The organism is Pseudoteredinibacter isoporae (genome assembly GCF_011602085.1).
Classification (GTDB): domain Bacteria; phylum Pseudomonadota; class Gammaproteobacteria; order Pseudomonadales; family Cellvibrionaceae; genus Pseudoteredinibacter; species Pseudoteredinibacter isoporae.
The window spans coordinates 57166-81857 of record NZ_JAAONY010000003.1; the positions used below are offsets into that span (position 1 = coordinate 57166).

Sequence of the window (24692 nt, forward strand, 5' to 3'; positions counted from 1 at the left end):
ACTTAAAACGTCGCAACACGGAGGCTGTGCTATGAAGGGAGTAGTATTCACCAATTTGGCCGAAATGGTCGAAGAAAATCACGGTTTGGCAACCTGGCAAAATATCCTTGATAAGGCCCAGCCACCCTCTGGCGGGGTTTACGTCGCTACGGCTCAATATGCCGATGAGGAACTCGTCAGCCTGGTGGTTGCTGCGTCGGAATTACTCGGCGTCCCTGCTCCTGAACTCATACGTCTTTTTGGTCATCATCTTTGGCAATTCTTCGGCAAAAACTATCCACAGTTTATAAGCGATCATGACAATTTATTCGATTTTCTGGTCTCTGTGGATTCCGTTATCCATATAGAAGTGAATAAACTCTACCCAAATGCCTCAACCCCGGATTTTAAATACAGTAAAGATAATCCGAATGAACTGGTGATGTTTTATCGTTCGCCCAGAAAGCTGTGTCATCTCTCAGTCGGTTTGATCGAGGCTGCTGCTGAACACTTCAAAACCGATATGACACTTGAACATCCCGTGTGCATGCACGAGGGTTCGGACCATTGTGAGTTAAGGGTTATCATAGGTAATGGATGAAATAGAACTCTATAAGAAAACCCTCGCTCGAGAACGCCAAGCAAGACAGCAAGCCGAATCACTGCTGGAGACAAAAGCACGTGATATCTACGAAGCCAATCAAAAACTGGAAGCCGCCAATGCCCAGTTAAGACGCCAGCAGAAAGAAATGGTGAAAACCGAAAAGCTCGTTGCTCTCGGTACGCTCTCCGCTGGTGTTGCCCATGAGATCAACAACCCCCTCGCCTTCATCAAGAGTAATATCGGCACACTGGAACGTTATTTTCATTTCTATCAACAGCATCTGCCCGACAACTCCGGTGTTCAGAGTGTCGATATTAATCACGCCCGCATGGAGAAGCTCAAGTTTATCGCCGGCGATTCCGAGGCAATTTTCAAGGAACTGAAAGAAGGCGTGGACCGGGTTCAAACCATCGTCGCCGATTTGAAGTCCTTTGCTCGCTCCAAGTCGAAAGAATTCAATATGGCCGACGCTAATGAGGCGGTGCTATCGGCAATACGTATCACCAATAACAAGGTGAAATACCATTGCGAGGTTAAAACCGATCTGGCGGACCTGCCGCACATCATGTGTAACCTGAATGAACTCAGCCAGGTGTTTATCAATTTGCTTGTCAATGCCGCCGATGCTATCAAGGAAAACGGCTTAATCACTGTGCGCAGCTATGTTGAAGGCGAGCATATTCACTTTAAGGTCAAAGACAACGGTAAAGGTATTCCGGAGAAAAATCTCGATAAAATCTTTACGCCGTTCTATACCTCCAAAGAGGTGGGCAAAGGTACCGGTTTGGGGCTTTCCGTGTCTTACGGAATCATTGAAAGCCTGGATGGCACCGTCGAAGTGAATAGCGAGATTGGGAAAGGTACCGAATTCCATATCAGCCTCCCAATCGAACGGGAAACACCCTCTCAGGATTGATTTCAGGGCCCTTTTTTACGTTGCAAAATGCGAATTCGGCGCCTCTCCTTCTGCAACTTACCGTTTGTCCGCATAAAATTATCAATATAAACAATAACTTATAAAGAAACTCTGGCTATGGCATAGAACTTGCCAAATTTCAGGCATGGAAGGTTCGATAAACCGTTGCCTGGAGCGCTGATATGATTTTCAACAGAACATTAACAACAGCGATTTTGCTCGTTTTGATGAATGGCTGCACCCAGCACCATGGCCTGGGTTTACCGGACAACAGCGATACCAAAGACCAACGTGCCTTCCTGTACGGCAGCCAGGTTGATATTCCCAACGGTGAATTTGGCCCGGAGCCCCAATGTACGGCCCGTCAACACAGCAGCAAAAGCCTCAGCGCACGTCCCCTGCCCTTATCCCCGGTACTGGGGCCAGGTGATTTACTGGAAATCGATATTGGAATCGACAAAGCGCTGTCGGGACACTTCATTATTGCTGACGACGGCCATCTTCATTTGGCGATGCTGCCCCCGGTGCTTGCCGCAGGCCAAAGCACCCAGCAACTGGCCCAAAAACTGGAACTGGCCCTGATCAAGCAAGGCATTTACAAAGCCCATGCTTTGATGCTGGATGTCCGCGTTCTGCAGTGGGCCGCGATTGACATCACCGTCCAAGGTTCAGTGTTCGCCCCCGGGCGCGTGCGCATTAACACAAAAACCAAAGACAGCATTACTGAAAGTGAGCTGCTGGCCCGCGGCGACTATGCACCGCTGCGTTATTTGTCCGAAGCCCTGCGAGCAGCGTCCGGGGTACGCCCGGATGCCGACTTGAGCAATGTTCAACTGAAACGCGGCGGCTGGACCTACAGCGTCAATGTTGCCGGTATTGTCAGCGGCCATTCCTATGAAGATATTCCCTTGTTGGCCGGCGATAAGGTTTGGGTTCCCAGCACCGGCTGCATGCAGGAATATTTGATTCGCCCCAGCATGATCACACCCAAGGGTATGCGGGTATTTCTTTCCAATTTAAGTGAAACGGCCTCAAACAACTCCAATGCCGCGGTTGGTCGCTACAGCAGCAATCTGCCCTACGGTTCTCGTCTTCTGCATGCAGCAGCGTCAGCAAACTGCATGGGTGGAGCCAGTTTAAGTAATGCCTCGCGCCGAATTATTTTGGCTACACGTAATCCCTTTACGGGGAAAACCCAGGTCGTAGAGCGCTCAATTGAAGAATTGCTGCGCCACCCGGATCGCGACATTCTGAACCCCTATTTGATGCCTAATGATGCCATCGCCTGTTACGACTCCGACATCAGTAATGCGCGCTCATTAGCTCGATCGCTCCTGGATATTTTGTCTCCGATTAAATTGCTATAACCACAAGAAACGAGTTAGCCATGAACCGTAGAAAGAAACAGCACAAGAAGTCTGCATCAAAGAGCCATAAGCGCTCTTTGACGCTGCTGTATTTTCTACTGTTAAACATCTTGCCTATCGCACTGGCCGGTCTGTATATGTTGAAAGCACCGGTATTTGAAAGTGAGATGTCGGTACTGCTTCCCGGGAAATCCGGCAGCAGTAATGTCAAGCTGGAAAATGTTGGCCAGGTGAGTTCAAACTCCACATCACCTTTCAGCCAGCAGTTCAATCCACGTGCAAACTACAAGTCCATTTTGCAAAGCGCGGATGTTGCCAACAAAGTAAAGCATCAACTTAATCTGGCAACGCTGCCACCTGCACCTAAAGTAAAATTGGTGCAACAGACTTCCATTATCGAAATATCCATACGCTCAACACTGGCGGACCATAGTCAGGAATTATCCTGGGCGTATTTTTCAGCCTTGCAGGAGCGCTTGTCTGAATTGCGCGAAGATGAACTGGATCGTCGCCAGGCAAGTACTCGCAAGGCTCTCTCCCAACAATTGCGCTCTCTGAATGAAAGTCGCCAGATGCTGCTGAACTTCCAGCAACAAGCCATGCTGGTCGACAAAAAAATGATGGATGAGCAAATGAGTTTGCTGGCGGAGGTTCGAGCAAAAAAAACCAACCTTCAGGCTCAGGCAAAACGTATGCAATTTGAAGTGGATCGTTTAAGCAAAGATCTGGGCATTTCTCCGTTTTTAGCCGCGAGAGCCCTAAATTTACAGTCTGACATCCGTTTTAATGTGTATCTCGAAGAGCTGTCTATTGTATCGGTTGAATATAATGAGCATCGCGCAAAGTTCGGAAAAAACCACCCTAAAATGCGTTCGGTGCAACAGCGTTACACCACGGCTCGCGCCAATATTCGCAAGCGCAGTGAAGAAATCGCCGGTGATTATTCCGCTGAGATATTGCAGAACACGAACCTGGGTTCCAGCCAGCAATTGGCCACCTTGTTTGCCAAACTTCTGCAGGATAATGCAGAACTGGAAGGTTTAAATGCCGAGCTTTCCCAGTTGGAACTGGCGCAACTCCGTCTGGAGGACGAACTGCGCCTGCTAACCCGTGAAGCCTCGGAACTGGAACGTTTGCAGCGCGATCAACAACGTGCAGAGGCGGTCTACAATTCTGCAGCAGCACGGCTTGAACTGAATCAAACGGATATTTATGCCTCGTACCCCATTGTTCAATTGCTCGCCGCACCCACTGCCGCGATCAACCCCATCAGCCCCAATCCGCTAATTGCAGTTCTCGCGGTTATCGTCGGTCTGTTACTACTCAATACGGGAGGGCTGGTTATATGGCAACGACAAGCCATCATCCGCTTCTTATTGAAGAAAGAGTAATCGTTCTCGCTCTGTTGGCGACCTGGCCGGCTTATCTCGGAGGTTTACTGTATGTACTGGGATCGATGATCGCCTGGCTTTTACTGGGCCTGGTGCTTTTGCGCAGTCTTATCGAAGGTAACGTAGTGTTCTACCGAACTTCACCGCTTTCCCTGCTCTGGATTTTTGCCATGGCGATCATGCTTCTATGCTTATGGTATGCCCACATTGATTGGGAGCTTGGCGCGGGCAAAACCATTAAATCGAGTTTTGGTTGGGCGAAAGGATGGGCTCTGTTTGCTCTGTTTATTTTTCTCGGTTCCATTCTTCCTTTGAATCTATCCCGTATCAGCCGAGCGTGCTGCTGGGTAGCGAGCATGGGTGCGGCCTATGCGTTCATTTCAATAGTTGCTTACGCTCTGTCTTTGCCACAGAGTTTGTTTATCTCCCCCCTGCAATTTATGGGCGGTGGTGGCCCAGAATTCTTCGATGTGCGACTTTATGGCATCAACCCCGAAACCGGATGGCCACGCTGGTTCTTTTATGCGCCCTGGGCACCTGCAGCCGGATTGGTGGCGAGCCTGTTGCTAATGATATGCGCACGAGAGCACAATCTGATCATAAGGAGCATCGGAATTGCCTCCTGCACGCTGATGATTATTCTTTGTCAGTCACGAGTGGCCTGGTTGTTACTATTGCTGATTTTTCCCGTGTATTTTTTTGCGCGCCTTACGGCGCAACGGTGGATATATGTCCTTATGGGTGCCTTAGTCCCAGTGTTTATTCTTTTCTCTGTTGAGATTTTCGAAATTCTCAATACCACCATGGACAACATTAAAAATTCACGTCCGGACTCCACTCGAGTGCGTGCCGAGCTGGCGCAAATCGCACTGCAAAGTTGGGAGTCCGATGCCTATCTGTTCGGCCATGGCATTGTCATTGCCGGCCCCAAAAGCGTGGAATTCATGCCCATTGGTTCACACCACAGTTGGTACGGTTTGCTCTATGTAAAAGGTCTCGTTGGCCTGCTCGCCTTTGCCACCCCCCTGATACTGAGCCTGCTGTATCTGTTCTGGCGAGCCAATGCGCACCCGGATATCGCTACCGGTTTTGCTTTGGTGGTTATTCTCTGTGTCTACAGCTTTACGGAAAATCTGGAGATTCTGGCCTACCTCATCTGGCCTGCCCTCCTCTGGATTGGCGCCAGTTTGAATCCCAGAAGGGAGTTTTTGTCGCAAATTACAACAGTTGAAAACCAAGCCGTTCGCAATTTGCGAAGTAAGCATACTCACTCTCATTCCGCCTGATCAAATCAAATAATAGTCTAATAAAATCAATAACCTACAAAACTCGAACAGTTGGTATATGGCTTGCAACATCTGCCTTGAAATACGGAATCTGGAGGTGTTTTATGAGTAAGGCATTTTTATACGGTTACTACGGAATGCACAATGCCGGAGACAACGCGCTCTTATTGGCCGCCGCCTGGGGAGCCCGACACTACCTGCATACCGAAGACTTTACGGTAAACTCCCCTTCCACATTCAAGCTGCCAGTCCTGGGACATATCGATAGACTGATTCGTGAAAAGCAGCTTTTTCGCGGACAAAATCGCTTGCATCAATACGGCGCTGCCTGGAAGAACGATCACCTGATTTTCGGCGGCGGCAGTGTCTTGCATTGCGCGCGGGATATCCGACACATGCGACATCTGTGCAGCTTAAACCAGGGCATGTCCCTGGCACTCGGCGTTGGCCTGGGACCGTTCAAAAATGCCGCCGCTGAACGTGAGTGTAAAAAGTTTCTTGAGCGCTGCGATTTTATTGGCTTGAGGGACAAGCACAGCTATCGCGTAGCCAAAGAGCTTGCACCCAATGCTCACACCGAATTGACATTCGATCTGGCCCCCATGTTATTGAGCATTCCCAGTTTGAAAGCCATGCCAAGTGCTTTGCATCCGGTTTCCACGGTATCGCAAAACCCCGAAGAATCGACAAACAAACGTCGAGGCATCGCCGTTGCTCTGTGCCCGGTAGAACGTTTTAAAGGTGATTTTGCGGCTGAAACCCATCGTCTCAAAGCTCTGGCTAGAAGCCTGGCTCTGGTTCACGCCCTGACCGGCGAGCCCATTTACCTGTTCGATTTTAACGGTCACAAAAGCCTTGGCGACAGCGCCGTTCACAAGCAATTAAAACAGCTGATCCCGAGTAAAGTGCCCGTCATCTATTATCACTACCAGAGCAACCCGGTAGCGATTATTGAAAAATTTAAACGCATGCGCGCCGTTATTGCCATGCGCTTACACGCAGCTGTGTTTGGCTATTTGGCGAGCACACCAACCCTTACCCTTTCCTACCATTCGAAATGCGATGGCTGGAACGATCAAATTGCCTTGCCGGAGAACCACCGCTTCGATGCCTTCGCCATCAATGAAATGAAACTGCAAAAAGTGCTGCTGGATGGTTTGTCTGAAGGTTTTGCCAAACCTGGTCTCACTCACTCGCGAGCCCTGCAAAAATCGCTGAAAAATTTTTGTCTCGATCAATTCTCAATGGAGGAAGCCCTATGTTTACAACATTAAACATTACCGTTGTGATCCCTCTGTACAACAAGGCACACACCATCGTCGGCACATTGGAATCGGTGATTCAACAAAGCCGCGCTGCAGACGAGATTGTGATAATCGATGACGGTTCCAGTGATGGATCTGTCGACTGTGTTGAGCGTCATATCGCTGAACAGCAAGCCGCAGAACGCCCATTTGAGTGGAATCGCATTCGTATTATTCGCCAGAACAACCAGGGCGTGTCAGCCGCCAGAAACCACGGGATAGCCGTTGCCCGAGGTAACTACATTGCCTTTCTGGACGCTGACGACGCCTGGTTGCCCCAATACCTCGAGCAAATCGAGAAATTACACAAGGAAAGCCGCGCCTGTCCGGTGCTGGCAACAGCTTACCAATATGAGTTGGCCGACAAGGAATTCAAGCAGGCCCGCTATCGCTTCGTAGCACACTCGCGTAATTATTTTGCCATGGTAGCCCGAGGAGACCTGCCCTTTAATTCCTCAAGCGTTTGCATTGCCAAAACGCTTCTGCAAAAGCTTCAGGGCTTTCCGGTAGGCCAGAGAATGGGAGAAGACCAGGAACTGTGGCAACGTGCCGCCCTCTGTTCGCAAATCGCTTATTCGCCTTTGCAGTTGAGCTTGTATCGTATCGAGGTTGCGGATCGAGCTTGTGACAGCCAACCCGAACAATCGGAATGCGCTTATAGCCTGCAGCTTTGCGAACTGGCTGAACGCTTGCCCGCGGACTCTTTGTTACGTGAAGAATTAATCGCCTGTAGTGTCACCCATTTGCGTCAGCTCGCCCGCTTAAACATTCAGTCGGGCAATGCCCAGGTCGCTCTCAGGTTGCTAAGCAAGGCCTTCCGCCGGATGAACGACAGCAAGACCGCCTGTTATCTTATTTGGGCCAGTGCGGTATGGTGTAAAGGCAAAGCAATCGCGATGGCCCAGTACTGCAATGCCCTGTTGTCTTCAACGTTTTCTGCAACAAAAACTGGCTCAAATCAAAAACGCCTGTCTGAGCTTCGTTACCGCCGTCGCTGGCGTGAGACACTGAATCAACAAGAACAATATTGACGCCATGGAGTATCATGAGGCATTAAAAAAAGGGGCTAAAGCCCCTTTTTTAATGCTTGGCTGTTATCCACTCTGTTTGGGTTTGGCTAAGCTGGCAAAAGCCAGATCGCGAACGGCACGATAGATAAACCCTGGAAACAAAGTTAAAAATGCGCCCGCAATGGTCATTGCGGTTCGACCGGGCTCCTGGAAAAGCACCGAGATATTACAGTACAAAGAACGACTTACGTACCCCAGGGCAGCAGAACTTTGCTTATTCATTACAGCCCGGCGAGCAAGATAGCGTAGCTGATAGGCCTTAGCCAGGCTGTAGTGCTTTTCGTAAAAGCTTTTAAAACGAACACGATGCTTGCTGATGGCTCGTTCCCAGCTGCTAAGTTGCTTTTCCAGATTGCAAGATAAACCTTCACTGTTCACACGGTAGTAACACAGTGCACGATCGATACCTTCAATTGCCCACTGTGTGCTTAAAGCCAAACGCAACCAGCAATCGACATCTTCGGACTGACGCAGGTTTTCATCGAAATAATACAGCCGGTCCTTACCCTGATCACCAGCATCGAAAAATGCGATCTGGTTAAGGGCTGCACGACGCAGTACGGGCGCAGAACCATTACCGACCGGGTTTCGGCAGAAAATATCGCGAGCCGTAATCTGTTTTACCTTGGGATGTTGCCCAATGCCCATCTCTCGGCTTTCTTCATCCACAAAGAGTGAAGCTGTATAACTCAAACCAAGATTGGCGTTTTCTTCAAAATGATCGAAGTGAGCTTGCAGTTTGTCTGGATGCCAAAAATCATCCGAATCGAGAAACGCAATATACAACCCTCGACTATAACGTATGCCCGTGTTGCGAGCGGCAGACAGGCCGCCATTTTCCTGCTGAATAAGGCGAATGCGACTGTCTTCATAGGCTTTGACCTTGTGCACTGTCTTGTCAGTGCAGCCATCATCTACACAAATAATCTCAAAACGCTCATACGTCTGATCGAGAATGGATTGAATACACTCATCTATATACTTTTCAACATTGTACATAGGCACAACAACCGAAAAAATCGGTGGGCTATTCATATTCATAACGACCTCCCAGGTGTCTTAATGTCAATAATGAAATGGCACTGCTACTCATAACCATAATGCTCAAAAACGCCAGGCTGAGCACAAACGTTCTGGCAAACTCATCGGCAGTGCGCACATCGCTGTACAACAAACTCGCGCACAAGCCGATCAACACCGATGCCTGTATGATCAGCTCTCTCGTAAAACGGGATAGACAACGCTGAAATAGCAAACTGGTATCAAGCAGCAAGATTGCAACACTTGCAAAGCACAACAAGGCCACGAGGGTGCTGGCCGCTTGCCATTTTTCTCCAAAGAGCAGCGGCACATAAAATTCAGCAGCCAATGATTGAATAAAAAACAGGCTTGAGATCAACAAGGCAAAACCGTAAGCATTTAGCAAGCCTTTGCCAGCTTGCCGAGCTTGAACCAGTTTTGTAAGGTGGGGATACAAAGCATGAATATAGGCATTGCCCAGTGATTGTGCGATACCGATGGCGGCGTTTCTCGCGAAGCTGTACAAGCCGAACGCTTCGGGCCCCAGGACTCGCGCGGCAATAAAAACATCGCAACTGCTGCGAAGTTGCTTGCAAATTTCTGACACAAAAACCCGACTGGATGTTTTCAGCAAGCGTAGCGAATGGCTGATGTCGAATTTAACGGGATAGTCGTGCTCGGTGTATCGATAAAACAAAACGCACCACAGTAGCGCTGAACTGATTTTGGCTACCACCACACACCAGGCGTTTTCAGTATAAATCGCGACCAGTGCACAACTCAGGTCTTCCACAACGACGCAAAGGGTGCTGAGTAAGGCAAATTTTTTGAGCGCCTGATGTCGATGCAGAAGATTAACGCGCACCATAACCAGCGGATACAGGAGATGACTGATACTGAGAACTTGCAAGAGAAAGGCAACTGATGGCTGCTCAAAATACACCGCAATCAATTCGGCAAGCGTGCATTGCAGAATGACGGTAACCAGCGCAAGGCCCCAATTGAGCGCCCCGGCATTCTCACACATCCATTTCAGGTCATCATCTCGACACTGAATAATAAGCGAACCACCCGCCAGTCGAGAGAGACTGCGAAAAGTCTCATGGCACAGCCCCACAAAGACCATGGTGCCGTACTCTTCAACGCCCAATGCCCGAGCAATCAGCATAATGCTAAGCAGACGACTGACACGATGCGCACCCTCACCGCCCAGCAGTGAGGCCAAATTGTGCACAAAACGTCGTTTCGAGCTGAGGGTTTGCGAGTCCATATCCAGTCTCCTTTTCATGGAGACTTTCAATATCCGGGCCAAGCGAGAAAAATTACACTAAGCCATTGTTTTTATTAGCAATATTAAAGCTCTATCTAACAACAGCAGTAAGACTATTCGCAATTTGCGAGGCAGAACAGAAAGCCCAGAGAGGCAAACTCCCCTTAATCACTCCACTGCTGCAACTTGCGATACAGGGTTGAGGGGCTTACCTCCAGCAGAGCCGCGGCCCGGGCAACGTTCTGGTCGCAGTGTGCCAATGCCTGCTCTACGGCTTCCCGCTCTACCTCGCTGAGGGGTTTTGGCACATCAGTGCGGGTTCTGCTTGGATTCAAAACCGCCGTTTCAGCGCCATTCCCATCGATATGAGCATCAATGTTTGCCGGGGAATGGGGTGGAATAGCTGCCACTGCAGCTACTGGTGGCTTCGCTCCCATAGAACGGCGCGTCAATGATTCAAGCTCTTCAGGAGGTAATTTCAAAGTGTTATTGAGGTCAGCCGCTGAAATCAGTTGCTCGCTGCACAAAATCACCGCGCTGTTGACCGCATTTTCCAATTGGCGAACATTTCCTGGCCAGTGGTAATTGCCTATGAGCGCCTCGCTTTGTTCATCAAAGGCCACCACCAGCTTGTCTTCCTTAGAGGCATAGCTCTGCAAGAAGTTATTAGCGAGTAACAGGGCATCCCACTCCCGGTCTCGAAGAGGTGGCATATCCACAGAAATCACATTCAGGCGATAATACAAATCTTCCCGTAATTGCCCTTCCTCGATGGCCTTCATTGGGTCGCGGTTGCAGGCGCTGATAAAGCGTATATCCACGGTTTCCATCGTGCTGGAGCCCACTTTGGAAAAACTGCCGGTTTGAATGAAACGCAGCAGCTTGGACTGCAATCCAATGTCCATTTCACTGATTTCGTCCAGAAACAAACTTCCACCATCGGCCATACTGGCCAGGCCCTCACGGTCTTTTACAGCGCCTGAGAAGGCCCCCTTAACATGCCCGAATATCTCCGACTCCAGCAATTCGCTGGGAATCGCCGCGCAATTCAAGGTAACAAGAGGTTTTTCTGAGCGACGACTGCGCTGGTGCAGTGCTTCAGCGACAAGCTCTTTGCCAGTGCCGCTCTCGCCTGTAATAAACACGCTGGCATCACTGGGCGCAGCGCGGCTGATAATCTGGTAAACGCATTGCATGGCCAGACTGTCACCCACAAAATTTTCAAAACCCTCATGGTTCAAGCAACTTAACTGACTCACACTGCGTTGCAGCATCAAACGTTCAAGGATAAGGCTGCGCAGATAAATCGCCTGCTCCAGACTGCCAAGCAACTCTTCATTGTCCCAGGGCTTGGTGATATAGCCCCAAATTCGCCCCTGATTAATGGCCTCCAGTACCGTTTCCTTCTCGTTCATACCACTCATGGCAAGGCGTATGGTCTCGGGATATTCGCTGGCCACTTGGGCCAGGAGGTCAACACCACTCATTTCGGGCATATTCAGATCGGAGACAATGATATCTACCGGGTCTTTACGCAGTTTTTCGAGTGCTTTCAGTGGTGATTCGTAGAACAGGCAATTTGCATCGCTATCAAAAGTCAGACGCTCGATGGCGTTCAAAATGGCTTGTTCGTCATCGACAAACAAGATGGTGTAGGGTCTGCGTCGTGCAATTGTATTGGGTTCCATACCTTCGGCCGTAAAAACTCGTTGCTGGCGCATTCAGTTTAGTCCAAAAGGCTGAATTTCGCCTTGGGAAGTACAAGCCCTATCGCAGCTTTGTCGCTTTTCAATTTTCCTTTCTTGTTCATTTTTGCAAGCTGCGATGCAAAATGGAACTCAGTAGATTGAAGCTTCTAAATTTTGCACAAAAGAAAATTAAATATATATAAAAATCAGTAACTTATATTTTATATTGAAGCTGGAACGCTGTTTGCAACAGCCCTGTTGAATCCCACAACAGGAGTTTGCCATGCACAGCAGAGATCGCTTATCCACCCGGCAGCACCCTTTCAGCCGGGTTTTCGATATCACCATCGCCAGCGCCGGTCTGATTCTATGCAGCCCTGTCTATGCCCTGGCGGCTGCCCGCTCCTATTTCCGCTCGGAACCCTGCCTGCGCCGGGAGATCGCATTAGATGCTCTTCATCGTCCAGTTCATCTCTTGTACCTGCGTAACACGGATTATGCGAACTGTGGCTTGCTGTTGAGCGTGATGAAAGGCAACTTAAGTCTGTTCGGAATCGACCGCCTGCCCTCGAACGCCACCTTGGAGACTCGCCGTTCAGCTCCAGAGGTGTCTGTCGACAGCGCACCGGCACCCGGTCTGTTAAGCCTCGCCTCGGCCCATCGGGATATCGGTCTCATTCCTCCCAATGAAACGCTGAGTCTGGAACAGCAATTCGATTCACTGCGTGGTTTTCGTTACGTGAGTTCGTTTTGTCGCTCAGTGTTTACGCAATTATTTTTTTCGGGCGAGAAACTCCGCCGCCCGGATTCTTTCTACCTATTCGGACTTCGAATCAACAACAACAGTATGCAAGAAGCGCTTGACTGGCTGTTCAGTCCTTACTCCGGCGAGTGTGAAACCGGCGTCTTCGTCAACGTCAATTCCATTAACCAATCCCACAAGGACAAAGCGTTAAAATCAGCAATTAACCGTGCCGATCGGGTGTTTGCCGATGGCTCAGGTGTTCGCCTCGGCGCTCGCAAGCAAGGGGTTCATCTCAAAGGTAATATCAATGGAACGGATTTACTGCCACGCCTTTGCGAACGAGCCCAGGAAAGCGGTCTGAAAATATTTCTGTTGGGTTCCAAGCCCGGCGTTGCCGCGCAGGCGGCACGCAATCTTTGTCAACGCTACCCATTTATTCATATCGCCGGCGTTCAACATGGTTACATTGAAAACGACGATGAGGGGCGTCATGAAAAGCAATTGCTGGAAAAAATTAACCGCAGTCACGCCGATATTTTGTTACTTGGTTTGGGGTCTCCACGGCAAGAACAATGGTTGGAACGCAACCGCAAACACCTAAGCTGTCGCAAGGCAATCGCCGTAGGTGGCTTATTCGATTATTACTCGGGAAACATTCCAAGAGCCCCCCTGTTTTTGCGAGAAATGGGGTTCGAGTGGTTATGGCGTCTGGCACAGGAACCTCGCCAGAAATGGCAGCGTTATGTGTATGGCAACCCACTGTATCTGTTTCGACTTTTCCGCATGAAGCGTAGCCAATAAGGAGAAATAATCATGATAAATTCACGTGTCGATTTCCGCTTTATTGATAATCCTGGCGAACTTCTGGTGCCTCGGGGTTGGCGAGCACACCAAAGTGGTCATCGAGGCCTGCCCATGTTTTTTCAACAGTGTATTGCCTTTGTTATCCTGCTGGTTTTGAGCCCGCTGTTACTGCTAATCTTTTTGGCAATTCGCCTGGAATCCCAGGGCGGCGCCATCTACAAACAGGTGCGAGTGGGTAAGCATGGTGAGCACTTTGGTTTCTATAAACTGCGGACCATGTACACTGAAAATGATCCGAACTATGTCGCGCCTGACGCCAGTGAAAGCAGTCGCGATGGTATCTGTCTGAAGTTTAAAAAAGATCCGCGCATTACTGGGCTTGGTTATTATCTGCGTCGCTATTCCCTGGATGAATTGCCACAATTGTGGAATGTGGTTTGCGGTCAGATGGCCCTGGTTGGCCCACGTCCGGCACTCACTACTGAGGTGGCGCAGTACGCTCTGAGCGATATGGCTCGCCTGAAGGTTTTACCAGGCATTACGGGGTTGTGGCAGGTATCCGGCCGTGCCGATATCGCGTTTGATCAACAACTTGAACTCGATAAACGCTATATTGCCGAGCAAAGCCCTTTCCAGGACATATTGATTTTACTGCGTACCATTCCAGCCGTCATTTCGGCAAAAGGCGCTTACTGAGCGCCTTATCCCCCTGAGGTTTAAAGGTCAGACTTCTGACTTGTTCTCCAGGGCCAATTTACCAGGCTTTCAAAGTGTTTACGCTTTTGTTTGGGCGCCCTATGAACTATCATCCCTGCGCCTTTGACCTTTGGAGTTCCCATGCCCATTCGACTGATCCTTATTGCCCTACTGGCCGTAACCAGTATGTCGATGGTGCCGGTGTTGGTGAAATCAACCTCTGCCAATGAAATCAGTATTGGCATTTTCAGGCTGGGCATTGCTCTTTTGCTGATCAGCCCATTCGTTTTTTACCGACAACTTCTGCTCAAACTCAATAAAACACAGTGGCTTGGCCTGTTTTGGATTGGCCTGTGTTTTGGCGTGCACTGGTTGACCTATTTTTACAGCATTAAAGCCGCCGGCGCCGCACTCGCCGCGATCGCCGTATCCACTTATGGCGTTCATTTGCTGCTGTTGAACGTGGTGTTTAAACAGTATCAAATTCGTGTATCGGAATGGCTGGCAATTGCGGTATGCATTGGTGGCTGCATTATAGTGGCACCGCCGTTGAACTGGCAGGAAAGCAGTACGCCGGGATTGATTGTGGGCTTAATCAGCGGATTACTTTACGGCGCGATGCCACTGCTACACCAGCGCGTAAACGAGATTCCGACCTTAACGCGAACCTGGGGGCAGTTTGCTTTTGCCCTGTTGGTATTTTTATTTTTCGTCCGGGATTTCGAACCCCCTGAGACAATGCTGGACGTAAACAAGTTACTGGCACTGGGGGTGATTTGTACAGTGCTGGCCCATGGCTTATGGGTAAAAGCGAGCACCGAGTTGCCCGCTTTGTTCACCGCGATGATTTATTATCTCTATGTGCCGCTGGCCATGATCTCCAGCTATTTTGTGCTGAACGAAGATATCAGCCTTGAAATGGTATTGGGGGCTTCTCTTATCATCTCAGCCAACCTCACATTGGCCTTGTTGCAGTGGCGGCGCCAGCGTAAAAGCCAGGCGTAAATAAGCCCCTGTCTTATGGACGCTCCTGGCTGATCAGTAAGGTTGCTGCACCGCAATCATGGCTTTTTAGGGTCGCGACGCGGGTGTGTTTCTTGCGCCCTTTTCGCGCATTACTCACAGCGATACCGGTTTCGCGCAAACGCTCCAAACACGGATCAAGACGCGGAACCGCCAGAGCGATCCCCCAGAAATAATCGGCTTTGGCTTTTTGTTCTTCTGAAAGAAATTCCATGACTTCAAGAATGTTTGCACCCACGCGATAGAACAACTGACGTACCCCCCATTCTTCACGACTTTGATCCAGACGCAGGGCTAAGCCCAGCTGTTCGGAAAAACAGTGTTTCAAAGTGTCGCTGTCCCGGGTATTTAACACAATATGATCAACGTCATCGATAAGCCCGTGGCCAGACTCTGTTGAGGGTTTTGCAAACGGCAAACTCAATCGGTCTTCTGTCTCCACAACCAACAAGCCAAGCCCCATGCAATGATCTTCCTGTAACTGGATCATGCGCGAGTTTTTCAGATAGCCATCCGCATCGAGTACCTTAACCCCCAGCTTTTGCTCCTCGAATACAGCAAGGCAGTCATCGAGCTGCTGAGTGGCAAAGGCAATAGCCATAATCCCCTCACCATGATGCGCCAACTGCCACTGTGCCCTTTTGAACAAAGGGCTATCACCGTCATAATTGTCCAATGGGCTCAGCAATTCAATGCAGCTGCTGAACAGCCGAAATCGACAATAGGCGACACCGAGGCGGGCATCGGTGCCTTCCTCGCTGGGTTCTCGGCCCAGAACTTCACAATAAGCCTCACGAGCACTTTCCACACTCTGAACGGCCAACATGACGCGGTCTATGGCATTTAACATCGGCACCCTAATACTCCTTAAATTGCTCTCGAACCTGACTTTGCCCAGGTGAAATGGACACATGAAGTTGCGGCCACTACTTGTTAGCGATTTGTTAGCGATCGCTAAAACATTAGTGATGAATGGTGATCAGACAATCGCGTGCAGTCTATCCTAAGGACTACACTGTTCTTAGGGTTAATACGGACAATTACTCTCTGCATATTGATAGATTTAATTATTATATGCCGGTCAATAGCTTAGCGGGTATATTTAAGGTGATATCAAGGAGTGTTTATGATTCTTATCAGTCTACTCAGGGAATAAGCAATGAGTAAGGGTTTATACTTTTAGACCCGATTTGTAGGAATTTTGTACGGAACATTAGGCATTTACCGCAAAAACCACTCTTATCATGGAGGGCCGGGAGCAAACCGGCTAATATTGAGTCTATAAGTCCGTACTTATGTTGATCCAGCCATTAGCAGTAGGCCACAGCTCACTCAGCGCCGGTTCAGATCACAGGATGTAACAATAATACCCTTCGGGGTTTAATAGCGATTATGATTATGAGAAAAACTGCCTTATCTCTCTGCCTGCCATTGTCAGTTTTCATGGTAAGCACGGCCTTAAGTTTATTTCCAGGTTCAGCCCAAGCCCTTCAAGAGCTGAGCTACAACAAAGATCAATCAAAAACCGCGCAAGACATACTCGAAACCCTGAACAGCCAGCACTACCGTCGCCAGAATATCGACGATAGCTTGTCTCAGCGGCTGTTTGATGAATATCTGGATCGCCTGGATCCCTATAAAGCCTACTTTCAGGCCCAGGACATTGCCCTCTTTTCCGAATACAAGCGCCAGTTTGATGATCAGCTGAGAGCTGGCTCGCTGGACGCTGGTTACGATATCTTCAATCTGTTCCGCCAGCGTCTGAGTGACCGCACCCAGTGGATTCTGGACCAACTGAACAGCGAAGAATACAAAGTTGATTTCGGCAAAGACGAAGAATTAAACCTCGACCCGGACCTCCGCCGCTGGGCCCAGTCAAAGGCCGATTTGGATGAGTTCTGGCGTAAACGCTTAAAGAGCGACCTGCTCAACCTCAAGCTGGCTGACAAAAACCTTGATGAAGCCAAAAAAACCCTGAAGCGTCGCTATGGTAATTTACTGAAGCGCGTTGAGCAGCAAGACACCCATGATGCCTTTGAAGCGTACATGAACGCTCTGGGTGCGCTGTATGACCCACACACGAATTACCTGTCTCCGCGCACCATGGAAAACTTCAACATCAATATGTCCCTTTCCCTCGAGGGCATTGGTGCGGTTTTACAAACCGAAGATGAATACACCAAAGTGGTTCGCATTGTCAGCGCCGGTCCAGCCGACAAACAAGGTGACCTGAAACCTTCTGATCGTATTGTAGCTGTTGGCCAGGGTCGCGAAGGCGAAATGGTGGACGTGATCGGCTGGCGTCTGGATGAAGTGGTTCAACTGATTCGCGGCAAAAAAGGTAGCTTGGTTCGCTTGCAGGTTTTGCCAGACGGTGACGACAGCGCTTATAAAATTGTCGAAATTCGCCGCAACAAAGTGAAGCTCGAAGAACAGGCAGCCCAAAGCCATGTCTTTGAGGTCAGCGATGGCGACAAATTGTACAAGCTCGGCGTTATTGACCTGCCCGCTTTCTATCTGGATTTCAGCGCCTACCGCCGAGGTGACCCAAATTTCAAAAGCACCACAAAAGATGTACTGCGTTTACTCAACGAGCTGAAAATGGCCAAGGTCGACGGAATTATCCTCGATCTGCGCAATAATGGCGGCGGCTCTCTGGAAGAAGCCACTTGGTTGACCGATCTGTTTATCCATAGCGGCACCGTGGTTCAAATTCGCCGCGCTAATCAGTCCATCAGCCGTACCCATCGCTCCCGTCGCCCTCCGGTTTATCAAGGCCCGCTGATGGTCTTGACCAATCGTTTGAGTGCTTCGGCTTCGGAAATTTTTGCCGGTGCAATTCAGGATTATGGCCGTGGTCTGGTTGTGGGCACCCAAACCTTTGGTAAAGGTTCCGTACAATCCCTGAGCCCGGTTCATCAGGGTCGCCTGAAGATTACCGAATCCAAGTTTTATCGCGTTTCTGGGGACAGCACCCAACACCGTGGCGTGTTGCCTGATATTGCACTGCCCACGCTGGTCGATGTTGAGGAAGTGGGCGAAAGTGCCTACGACAATGCCCTGGCCTGGGACACCATTCACCGGGTACCCCACGGGACTTACGATAATATCGCCGACATTAAACCCGCTCTGAAAAAGTTGCATCAAGATCGCGTTGATAAAGATCCGGACTTTATTCATCTCCTCTCCCAGCTCGACATCATTGAAAAGCAACGGGAAAAGAAATTTGTTTCCCTGAATGAAGATACCCGTCGTGCTGAAAAGAAAGCGCGCGAGGAACAGGCTTTCGCTCTGGAAAACAAACGTCGTACCGGTAAAGGTATGGAGCCTTTTGCGGATATCGAAGCCTACAAAAACGATGGTAAGGAAGAGGAAGAAAACGAAAGCGAAGAAACCGCTGCGCAAACCCAGGAGCCGGAAAGCCGTATTAATCCGGATAAAGATCCACTTTTGATGGAAAGCGGATATATAATGGCAGACTTTATACGCTTGCAGTCTGAGCGTGGGCAATACGCCAAGCGCCCACAATCACCGAAAGTAAGCAAACGTTAATAATCTGCGAGTTTTATTTGCTATATGCGCGCTATTTCTTTTAATACCAACAGCATTCGTATGCGCCTGCACCAACTGCAGGCGCTGAAAGACACCCATCAAGCCGACTTCATCGGCATCCAGGAAACCAAGGTAACCGATGAAGACTTTCCAATCGCTGATATTGAAGCACTGGGTTACCATGTTGCCTTTCATGGTCAGAAAACCCACTACGGAGTTGCTCTGCTAAGCCGCCACCCATTCAAAGAAACCTTTAAAGGCTTCAGCGGAGATACCGAAGACAGCCAGCGCCGCTTTATTGGTGGACGCTTTGATGTTAATGGTCAGGAAGTTACGGTTTTGAACGGTTATTTTCCCCAGGGCGAAAACCGCGAACACCCGGTCAAGTTTCCTAATAAACGTAATTTTTATGCCGACTTGATGGGCTTTCTGGGCGAACACTGCAAGCCGGAAGACAATCTGATTGTTATGGGCGATATGAATATCTCTCCGGAAGATATTGATATTGGCATTGGTGACAGCAATCGCAAGCGCTGGCTCAAAGACGGCAAATGCAGCTTCCTGCCTGAGGAGCGCGAGTGGCTAAAAACCCTTTCTGATTGGGGCTTAAGCGACAGCTACCGTGAAATTCACCCCGAGCGCGACGACAAGTTCAGCTGGTTTGATTACCGCAGCCGTGGTTTCGAGCGTGAACCCAAACGCGGTCTGCGCATCGACCTGATCATGCACACGAAAGTTCTGGCTGAAAAACTTAAAGATGCGGATATTGACTACGATGTCCGAGGCATGGAAAAGCCATCGGATCACTGTCCTATCTGGGCGCACTACGACTTCTGATTTTATTTGCTCAAAAATGCCTAAAAAAGCCTGCTATTTAAATAAACCGCAGGCTTTTTTATTGTCCGCAATTATTTGTAGTTTCCACCCAAATCTATGACCGATTTTAGCGATCACAATACGCGAGTTCTCACTAGTTTTAGCACTACTCCAAACTGCCCTGCTTGTCGACAATAGTGTATCCCTCCCGACACTACGTACAGCACAGGATATGCGCCACTATCTTTTCACTTCGCTTCTCACCGCTTATTCCATTTTGCTAAGCTCGTTCAGTTTGGCGCTCAGCTATTCGGGGTCCTTTGAACGTTCAGGCAACGGTGCCGCCGCGACTCTGCCCGTACAAGCTGAACTCGAACGCAAAGAAAATCAGCTCAGCGGCTCGATTCTGGTCGACAACTACCGCTATGTTCTGAACAGTCACTTGCAGGGAAGTTCGTTTCAAGGGTATCTGACCGATCAGGCCGGCGCCCAGGTTGCTGTGCAGGTTCATCCACTCTCTGATAACACTTTAAATCTGCATATGTATTTGCAAGGCGCATTTGCCCAGCCGCAAACACTGTTATTGCGCCCGGACAATAACTCTGCCCCCAGCGCAAACCAAACTCCGACTCAAGCACAGCAACAAAACCATCAAGCACTGGATTATCAATTAGTGGGGCGTTGGGTTTATTCAGAATCCTACACCAGCGGCGAATATTCCTTCGGGTCCCAAGACTGGGTAGAACTCAGGCCCAATGGTGATGTATACAGCGCCAGCCAGAGTTTTGGCGGTGGCCCGGACAGCAATGTCATTTCCGGAGCGCAAAGCACCCCCGCCGGCCGCTGGAGGATTCAACAAGCGGCCAGCGGCGATCGCTTATTGTCCTTGCAGGAGAATGGGCAATGGTACCTCTATGGACGTTACTACATTGAAAATGGGCGTATGCTGATCACGCGCCCCAATGGCGAAAAAGAATTCTGGCGGCAACATCAATGAATATCGCCAGCCTGCTCCTGATGGTTTTGGGCAGCGCTTTGGGCGCCGCCGGCCTGTATGGGATTTTCATCAGCCTGAAGCGTTTTATGCGCAAAGGAACGGAAGACGATTTCAGCCACAACTTTACCCCGCTGGCGATGGGAACCATCTTCTGCCTGCTTTCCCTGTATTGCTGGACCGAATTGAATCGCAGCAATCACACTGAACTGCTCTATTCAAAACAACTTGAAGAAAATGCACTGAGTGAAAACAAAAAGGTAAAACTCAGCATCGCCATTGATGAACACGGCCCACTTCTGCTTGAAATCAACCCGATTGCCAAGAACCAGCAGGAGAAAAAAGCCCTGAGCTATTCAGTACAAATCAAAGATGACAAAGGTGCATTGATTTTCAGTCAAAGTCGAGAGCATCGTCTGTATCAAGCGCCCAAGCAGAATGGGCAGGAAAACGCCCAGCAGGCCAAACTGCAACAATGGCTGCAACTACCGGGTATACACATTAGCCCAACCGGCCAACATATTACGGTTTTACTGCTGGATCTCGACGTACCTGGCGCTGACCTCAATATCACTGTACGGCGTAGCGATAACAGCTAAATGCACCCTTTGAAAAACCAAATGCACATCCTGCCCACTATTTTTCCAAACTCAAATCTCCGTAATCCACTTGAGACATTTCACTGCACCACTGCTTCCAGGTAAATGGCCACAAAATCGGATCGCCGTCTTCATCCTGATACCAGCTCTGGCAACCGCCTACCCAAGTGGTATTCTTGATGCCCGCTTTCATTCGCTGATTAAAGCTTTCAACCGCCGCTTGTTTAACATCCAGCTCTTCAAATTGCTCTTCGCGCCAGGCTTGAATCAGCTTAAGAATATACTGGGTTTGCACTTCGCTCATGGCAATGACCGAGAAGTTCCCAATCGGCGTGTAAGGGCCCAGCATTAAAAACATATTTGGAAAGTTGGGCACCAACAATGAGCGATAACACTGAATTTTTTTGCCCCAGGCATCGTCGATGTGCAATCCGTCTCGCCCGGTCAGTTCCATAGGGCGCATAAAATTGAACGGCTTGAAACCGGTGGATAGCACCAACACATCCAAGTCCCGCTGACGGCCATCCTTACAGAGAATACCCTTTTCGTTAATGCACTCGATGCCCTCGGTGACCAATTCAGCATTAGGCTTTTGGATAGCATCGTAAAACGTATTATTGATAATGACCCGCTTACATCCAACGGTATAATCAGGCGTGAGTTTTTCCCGCAATACAGGATCTTTAATGCTCTTTTTAAGATAGCGTTTACAGGCCCAACTCAGCAGTGCGCCCTGCAATTTTTGTCCTGTTACGGCTTTGGTAAAAATATGCTCCAAACCAAACTCGGCACGCTGTCGAATTCGGCGCATAATCCCAGGTCGGGCACGCATTTTGGCTTTGTCTTTTTCACTGTATTGTTGAGCACCCATACTCAATAGCCATTGCGGTGTTCTCTGAAAAACAGACACTTCAGCACCCGCATTCACCAATTCAGGAATAAACTGTGCCGCTGTTGAACCGGTTCCAATAACGCCTACCCGCTTGCCCTTGAAATCAATATCCTGATTCCAACGGGCAGTGTGGAACATCTCACCTTGGAAACTGTCCAGACCTTCAATCTCCGGCAGCGAAATATGGTGAAGAATACCGGTGGCGTGAATCAGAAAATCCGCCTCATAAGCTTCACCGCTTTTGCATTGAATCTGCCACTTGCCGTCCTGACGCTCGGCCTTGCTGACTTCCTGATTGAACTTGATGTGATCATAAACCCGATACTTTTCAGCAACCCGCTCGAAGTAGGCTTGAATTTCGTCACCCTTAGCGAAGAAATCGCTCCACTCGGGATTATATTCAAAGGAATAGGTGTACATATGCGCTGGAACATCACAGGCAACACCGGGATAGCGATTCTCTCGCCAAGTGCCTCCTACCTTAGCGGCCTTTTCCAGGACGGTGATATCGGATATTCCGGCTTCACGCAGCTTGATGGTCAGCAATATACCGGTCATTCCGGCACCAACAATAACGATCTTGGGTTGACGCATAATCCTATGATTCTCTTTATCGATTTTTTGTATTTATCATTTATTGCATTGGGGCTGCGGTTTTCGGGCTGAGACGGGCTCATTGATAGCCCCAAGAAAACCGCTCAAATCATAAACTCCAGTCTATCGGAGCCTCGCGATTCATAGGATGTGGCAGCAGGACAAAAATTTGTGAGTTTCGGCCAACCTTTGTCTTCATTGACCGTTTTAACCGGAAATAAATTAAGGGCGGTCTTTGTCAGGGTTGATAGAGCCCCTGAGGCCGCGAGAGATGTCATTCAAAAAGTCCAGAGCAGTATCCCTGAGCACTTCGTCGGCAAGCCCCTGCTCCTCAGCCTCGGCTTTCAGAGTATCCAGATACTCCAATATCATCGCCTGCTGAGGGCCTTCTATGGCCGAGAGGGTCTGAACAAACTCATCCACCTCACCTTCCATAATCGGCGCAGTGGCCCAGAATTTGTCCTTGAGAGAGGCATCCAGCGTTTGCTCCAGGGCATTCAGGGCCGGAATATCATTACTGTGGCGCAGAACGTCGCTGCGCTGTAAAACTTTCTCATAGTCATCTTGCAACTGGACGTCAGAAGACTGCGCCAATGGTTCTCTCTCGGTCACCAGTCCATTGATGGTGTCCACCTGCTCATCACGCTGTTCCGCGCCTAATGCCTCGAGCTTGGAGGCGATTACGAGGGTGCGGGCTTCATCTTCCCGATTGAGCCAGGCGTCAGTAACCAGAAATTCCACCATAGCTTCCTGATCGCGCTTGCTGTCTGAGCTTTCTTTATGGGCATAATAACTCTGCCCATCACTCACTCGCTCTTCTCCGACGGCGGACTTGAAGACCACATCCCGCACAATCGAGCTATTCCGGAGGCGATCAAGATTGTCCATCAGCTGGGCATTTTGATTAACATCTTCCGGCTTTCCCGGGCTGCCATCCAACAATGTATCAAGGCCACCTTTCGTGATAGCGATATAGGCTCGCTGATCTGTAGCATCCAGGCCACCCAACTCTTCCATCATGTCTTGCCACTGCTCGTCAGTAAAACGGTAATTCTCGCTGATACTGACGATATCACTGATCATGCCCTCGACCACATTGGAGGAGTGATTGTCGTAACCCAAAACCGCCCCACTCCAATTCTCCGGGTCGGTGGCTTTCGTTACCGTCAATTCAAAGGGTGATTTCTTATCGCTGACCCCCTTTAGATAGTCAATGGTGGCATCCTGGGCGTCTTTGGAAAACACCTGCAAACTGTCCATCAAACGCAGGCCCATATCGGCGCCACCTGCGGCAATGGTTAACAGACCACTTTGCTGATCCGCCTGGTAGTGGCCTAGCCCCTGTAAAAGGGCGGCTTGTTTATCACTGTCACCGCCGAGTTGATTGACGGTTTTGACAAAGTTGTGAATATCATTAGCCTGGGCCGAACCCTCGGCCAATACGCCTCTGGCTGAATAGGTTGGACTGGGCTCTCGAAGGGGAACGCCCTGACTCAGCTCACTGGCTTTACTGAGCACTTCACGGCGGACACCTGCATCCATTTCGGACAAGCTGCGCATAAACGCTTCTGTTTTTTGTTTTGCCGGGCTGGCAAAGAAAAAATTATTAAGCTTTGGCGGCGTCTCCAAAGCTGCAGCAGCCTGGGCAAAATTCGTCAGTTCCTCATCGCTCAGACTTTCCGCAAAATCCAGAAATTCTTCACTATCCAGTAAACCGGAATCCACCAGACTTTTGGCTTCCCGGCCGGGAATTCGATCCAGTTGTGCCTGCATGCGGTCAGTTTTTTCAGACTCGGGCATCAACAATCCGCTGTTATGCCCCTGAAACACCGCAAAGCGAGTAAGCGTTTTATCCGCTTCAAGAAGCGCATCTTGAGACGCGGAAAAATCACTGAGTGACACCTTCACCGATTCAATATCGGCAACACGGATGGGTGTCTGGGAAGTTGGTGAGGTTTGCCCTAATTCCATCTTGGGCAATTGCATATTGGGAAAATGCGAGCTACTGATTTTCATTGTCCGACCCTGGGCATACTGCTACGACTGCTCCTGTATGCTGCTTATATCGGCTGGCCGAACCAT

The 24692-nt window shown here is 49.5% G+C and carries 20 protein-coding genes; 14 read left to right on the top strand and 6 right to left on the bottom strand.

The window, feature by feature from the left end:
* Positions 1–31: 31 nt before the first annotated feature.
* The 7 genes from G8768_RS16570 (at position 32) to G8768_RS16600 (ending at position 7878) form a co-directional block, all read left to right on the top strand.
* Positions 32–580, top strand: coding sequence for a heme NO-binding domain-containing protein (locus tag G8768_RS16570; protein ID WP_166843908.1), 549 nt, complete (start codon positions 32–34; stop codon positions 578–580).
* Positions 573–1499, top strand: coding sequence for a sensor histidine kinase (locus G8768_RS16575; RefSeq protein WP_166843905.1), 927 nt, complete (start codon positions 573–575; stop codon positions 1497–1499). The genes G8768_RS16570 and G8768_RS16575 overlap by 8 nt, the downstream gene beginning before the upstream one ends.
* 182 nt (positions 1500–1681) lie before the next feature.
* Positions 1682–2866, top strand: coding sequence for a polysaccharide biosynthesis/export family protein (locus G8768_RS16580; RefSeq protein ID WP_166843901.1), 1185 nt, complete (start codon positions 1682–1684; stop codon positions 2864–2866).
* 20 nt (positions 2867–2886) lie between these two features.
* Entirely contained in the window at positions 2887–4257 is a 1371-nt protein-coding gene (locus G8768_RS16585) for a GumC domain-containing protein (protein ID WP_166843898.1), read from the top strand.
* The gene (locus G8768_RS16590) at positions 4212–5543 is read left to right on the top strand and encodes an O-antigen ligase family protein (RefSeq protein WP_166843894.1); all 1332 of its coding nucleotides are present in this window, start codon (positions 4212–4214) and stop codon (positions 5541–5543) included. The genes G8768_RS16585 and G8768_RS16590 overlap by 46 nt, the downstream gene beginning before the upstream one ends.
* Before the next feature lie 104 nt (positions 5544–5647).
* A complete protein-coding gene (locus G8768_RS16595; RefSeq protein ID WP_166843890.1) occupies positions 5648–6817 on the top strand; it encodes a polysaccharide pyruvyl transferase family protein in 1170 nt (389 codons plus the stop codon).
* The gene (locus G8768_RS16600) at positions 6802–7878 is read left to right on the top strand and encodes a glycosyltransferase family 2 protein (RefSeq protein ID WP_166843886.1); all 1077 of its coding nucleotides are present in this window, start codon (positions 6802–6804) and stop codon (positions 7876–7878) included. The genes G8768_RS16595 and G8768_RS16600 overlap by 16 nt, the downstream gene beginning before the upstream one ends.
* A 63-nt stretch (positions 7879–7941) precedes the next feature.
* On the opposite strand, the gene G8768_RS16605 is transcribed toward G8768_RS16600, so the two are convergent.
* From G8768_RS16605 to G8768_RS16615, 3 genes are all read right to left on the bottom strand, one after another.
* Positions 7942–8958, bottom strand: coding sequence for a glycosyltransferase family 2 protein (locus G8768_RS16605; RefSeq protein ID WP_166843881.1), 1017 nt, complete (start codon positions 8956–8958; stop codon positions 7942–7944).
* Positions 8945–10207, bottom strand: coding sequence for an oligosaccharide flippase family protein (locus G8768_RS16610; protein ID WP_166843879.1), 1263 nt, complete (start codon positions 10205–10207; stop codon positions 8945–8947). Before G8768_RS16610 ends, G8768_RS16605 begins: the two co-directional genes overlap by 14 nt.
* 164 nt (positions 10208–10371) lie before the next feature.
* On the bottom strand, positions 10372–11928 hold the full coding sequence (locus tag G8768_RS16615; RefSeq protein WP_243749595.1) for a sigma-54-dependent transcriptional regulator: 1557 nt from the start codon (positions 11926–11928) through the stop codon (positions 10372–10374).
* 250 nt (positions 11929–12178) lie between these two features.
* Between G8768_RS16615 and G8768_RS16620 the strand changes: the two genes are divergently transcribed.
* From G8768_RS16620 to G8768_RS16630, 3 genes are all read left to right on the top strand, one after another.
* Positions 12179–13441, top strand: coding sequence for a WecB/TagA/CpsF family glycosyltransferase (locus G8768_RS16620; RefSeq protein WP_166843877.1), 1263 nt, complete (start codon positions 12179–12181; stop codon positions 13439–13441).
* Positions 13442–13453: 12 nt separating this feature from the next.
* Positions 13454–14140 carry a sugar transferase gene (locus tag G8768_RS16625; protein WP_166843875.1) on the top strand — a complete coding sequence of 229 codons (687 nt, stop codon included), beginning with the start codon at positions 13454–13456 and terminating at the stop codon, positions 14138–14140.
* A gap of 141 nt (positions 14141–14281) precedes the next feature.
* Positions 14282–15145, top strand: a complete 864-nt coding sequence (locus G8768_RS16630) for a DMT family transporter (RefSeq protein WP_166843873.1) — start codon at positions 14282–14284, stop codon at positions 15143–15145.
* Between the two features lie 13 nt (positions 15146–15158).
* Here the strand turns inward: G8768_RS16630 and G8768_RS16635 are convergent, their stop codons facing one another.
* A complete protein-coding gene (locus G8768_RS16635; protein WP_166843871.1) occupies positions 15159–16013 on the bottom strand; it encodes a VOC family protein in 855 nt (284 codons plus the stop codon).
* A gap of 548 nt (positions 16014–16561) precedes the next feature.
* On the opposite strand from G8768_RS16635, the gene G8768_RS16640 reads away from it, so the two are divergent.
* From G8768_RS16640 to G8768_RS16655, 4 genes are all read left to right on the top strand, one after another.
* Positions 16562–18715 (top strand): carboxy terminal-processing peptidase, encoded by a 2154-nt coding sequence (locus G8768_RS16640; protein WP_243749596.1) that lies wholly within the window; start codon positions 16562–16564, stop codon positions 18713–18715.
* A 24-nt stretch (positions 18716–18739) separates the two neighbouring features.
* Complete coding sequence (gene xthA, locus G8768_RS16645; protein ID WP_166843867.1) at positions 18740–19552, top strand: exodeoxyribonuclease III; 813 nt, start codon at positions 18740–18742, stop codon at positions 19550–19552.
* Positions 19553–19763: 211 nt separating this feature from the next.
* Positions 19764–20528: a hypothetical protein gene (locus G8768_RS16650; protein ID WP_166843865.1), complete on the top strand. Its 765-nt coding sequence runs from the start codon at positions 19764–19766 to the stop codon at positions 20526–20528.
* Complete coding sequence (locus G8768_RS16655; RefSeq protein WP_166843863.1) at positions 20525–21124, top strand: hypothetical protein; 600 nt, start codon at positions 20525–20527, stop codon at positions 21122–21124. Before G8768_RS16650 ends, G8768_RS16655 begins: the two co-directional genes overlap by 4 nt.
* Positions 21125–21161: 37 nt before the next feature.
* Here G8768_RS16655 and G8768_RS16660 read toward each other — a convergent pair whose 3' ends face one another.
* Both G8768_RS16660 and G8768_RS16665 read right to left on the bottom strand, forming a co-directional pair.
* On the bottom strand, positions 21162–22610 hold the full coding sequence (locus G8768_RS16660) for a flavin-containing monooxygenase (RefSeq protein WP_166843861.1): 1449 nt from the start codon (positions 22608–22610) through the stop codon (positions 21162–21164).
* A 222-nt stretch (positions 22611–22832) separates the two neighbouring features.
* Positions 22833–24626: a hypothetical protein gene (locus G8768_RS16665; RefSeq protein ID WP_166843858.1), complete on the bottom strand. Its 1794-nt coding sequence runs from the start codon at positions 24624–24626 to the stop codon at positions 22833–22835.
* Positions 24627–24692: the final 66 nt, after the last annotated feature.

What these genes read in the sequence shown, in the direction of transcription:
- G8768_RS16570 (WP_166843908.1), top strand. Translation starts at nt 32, where the DNA reads ATGAAGGGAGTAGTATTCACCAATTTGGCCGAAATGGTCGAAGAAAAT.
- G8768_RS16575 (WP_166843905.1), top strand. Translation starts at nt 573, where the DNA reads ATGGATGAAATAGAACTCTATAAGAAAACCCTCGCTCGAGAACGCCAA.
- G8768_RS16580 (WP_166843901.1), top strand. Translation starts at nt 1,682, where the DNA reads ATGATTTTCAACAGAACATTAACAACAGCGATTTTGCTCGTTTTGATG.
- G8768_RS16585 (WP_166843898.1), top strand. Translation starts at nt 2,887, where the DNA reads ATGAACCGTAGAAAGAAACAGCACAAGAAGTCTGCATCAAAGAGCCAT.
- G8768_RS16590 (WP_166843894.1), top strand. Translation starts at nt 4,212, where the DNA reads ATGGCAACGACAAGCCATCATCCGCTTCTTATTGAAGAAAGAGTAATC.
- G8768_RS16595 (WP_166843890.1), top strand. Translation starts at nt 5,648, where the DNA reads ATGAGTAAGGCATTTTTATACGGTTACTACGGAATGCACAATGCCGGA.
- G8768_RS16600 (WP_166843886.1), top strand. Translation starts at nt 6,802, where the DNA reads ATGTTTACAACATTAAACATTACCGTTGTGATCCCTCTGTACAACAAG.
- G8768_RS16605 (WP_166843881.1), bottom strand. Translation starts at nt 8,958, where the DNA reads ATGAATATGAATAGCCCACCGATTTTTTCGGTTGTTGTGCCTATGTAC.
- G8768_RS16610 (WP_166843879.1), bottom strand. Translation starts at nt 10,207, where the DNA reads ATGGACTCGCAAACCCTCAGCTCGAAACGACGTTTTGTGCACAATTTG.
- G8768_RS16615 (WP_243749595.1), bottom strand. Translation starts at nt 11,928, where the DNA reads ATGCGCCAGCAACGAGTTTTTACGGCCGAAGGTATGGAACCCAATACA.
- G8768_RS16620 (WP_166843877.1), top strand. Translation starts at nt 12,179, where the DNA reads ATGCACAGCAGAGATCGCTTATCCACCCGGCAGCACCCTTTCAGCCGG.
- G8768_RS16625 (WP_166843875.1), top strand. Translation starts at nt 13,454, where the DNA reads ATGATAAATTCACGTGTCGATTTCCGCTTTATTGATAATCCTGGCGAA.
- G8768_RS16630 (WP_166843873.1), top strand. Translation starts at nt 14,282, where the DNA reads ATGCCCATTCGACTGATCCTTATTGCCCTACTGGCCGTAACCAGTATG.
- G8768_RS16635 (WP_166843871.1), bottom strand. Translation starts at nt 16,013, where the DNA reads ATGTTAAATGCCATAGACCGCGTCATGTTGGCCGTTCAGAGTGTGGAA.
- G8768_RS16640 (WP_243749596.1), top strand. Translation starts at nt 16,562, where the DNA reads ATGAGAAAAACTGCCTTATCTCTCTGCCTGCCATTGTCAGTTTTCATG.
- xthA (WP_166843867.1), top strand. Translation starts at nt 18,740, where the DNA reads ATGCGCGCTATTTCTTTTAATACCAACAGCATTCGTATGCGCCTGCAC.
- G8768_RS16650 (WP_166843865.1), top strand. Translation starts at nt 19,764, where the DNA reads ATGCGCCACTATCTTTTCACTTCGCTTCTCACCGCTTATTCCATTTTG.
- G8768_RS16655 (WP_166843863.1), top strand. Translation starts at nt 20,525, where the DNA reads ATGAATATCGCCAGCCTGCTCCTGATGGTTTTGGGCAGCGCTTTGGGC.
- G8768_RS16660 (WP_166843861.1), bottom strand. Translation starts at nt 22,610, where the DNA reads ATGCGTCAACCCAAGATCGTTATTGTTGGTGCCGGAATGACCGGTATA.
- G8768_RS16665 (WP_166843858.1), bottom strand. Translation starts at nt 24,626, where the DNA reads ATGAAAATCAGTAGCTCGCATTTTCCCAATATGCAATTGCCCAAGATG.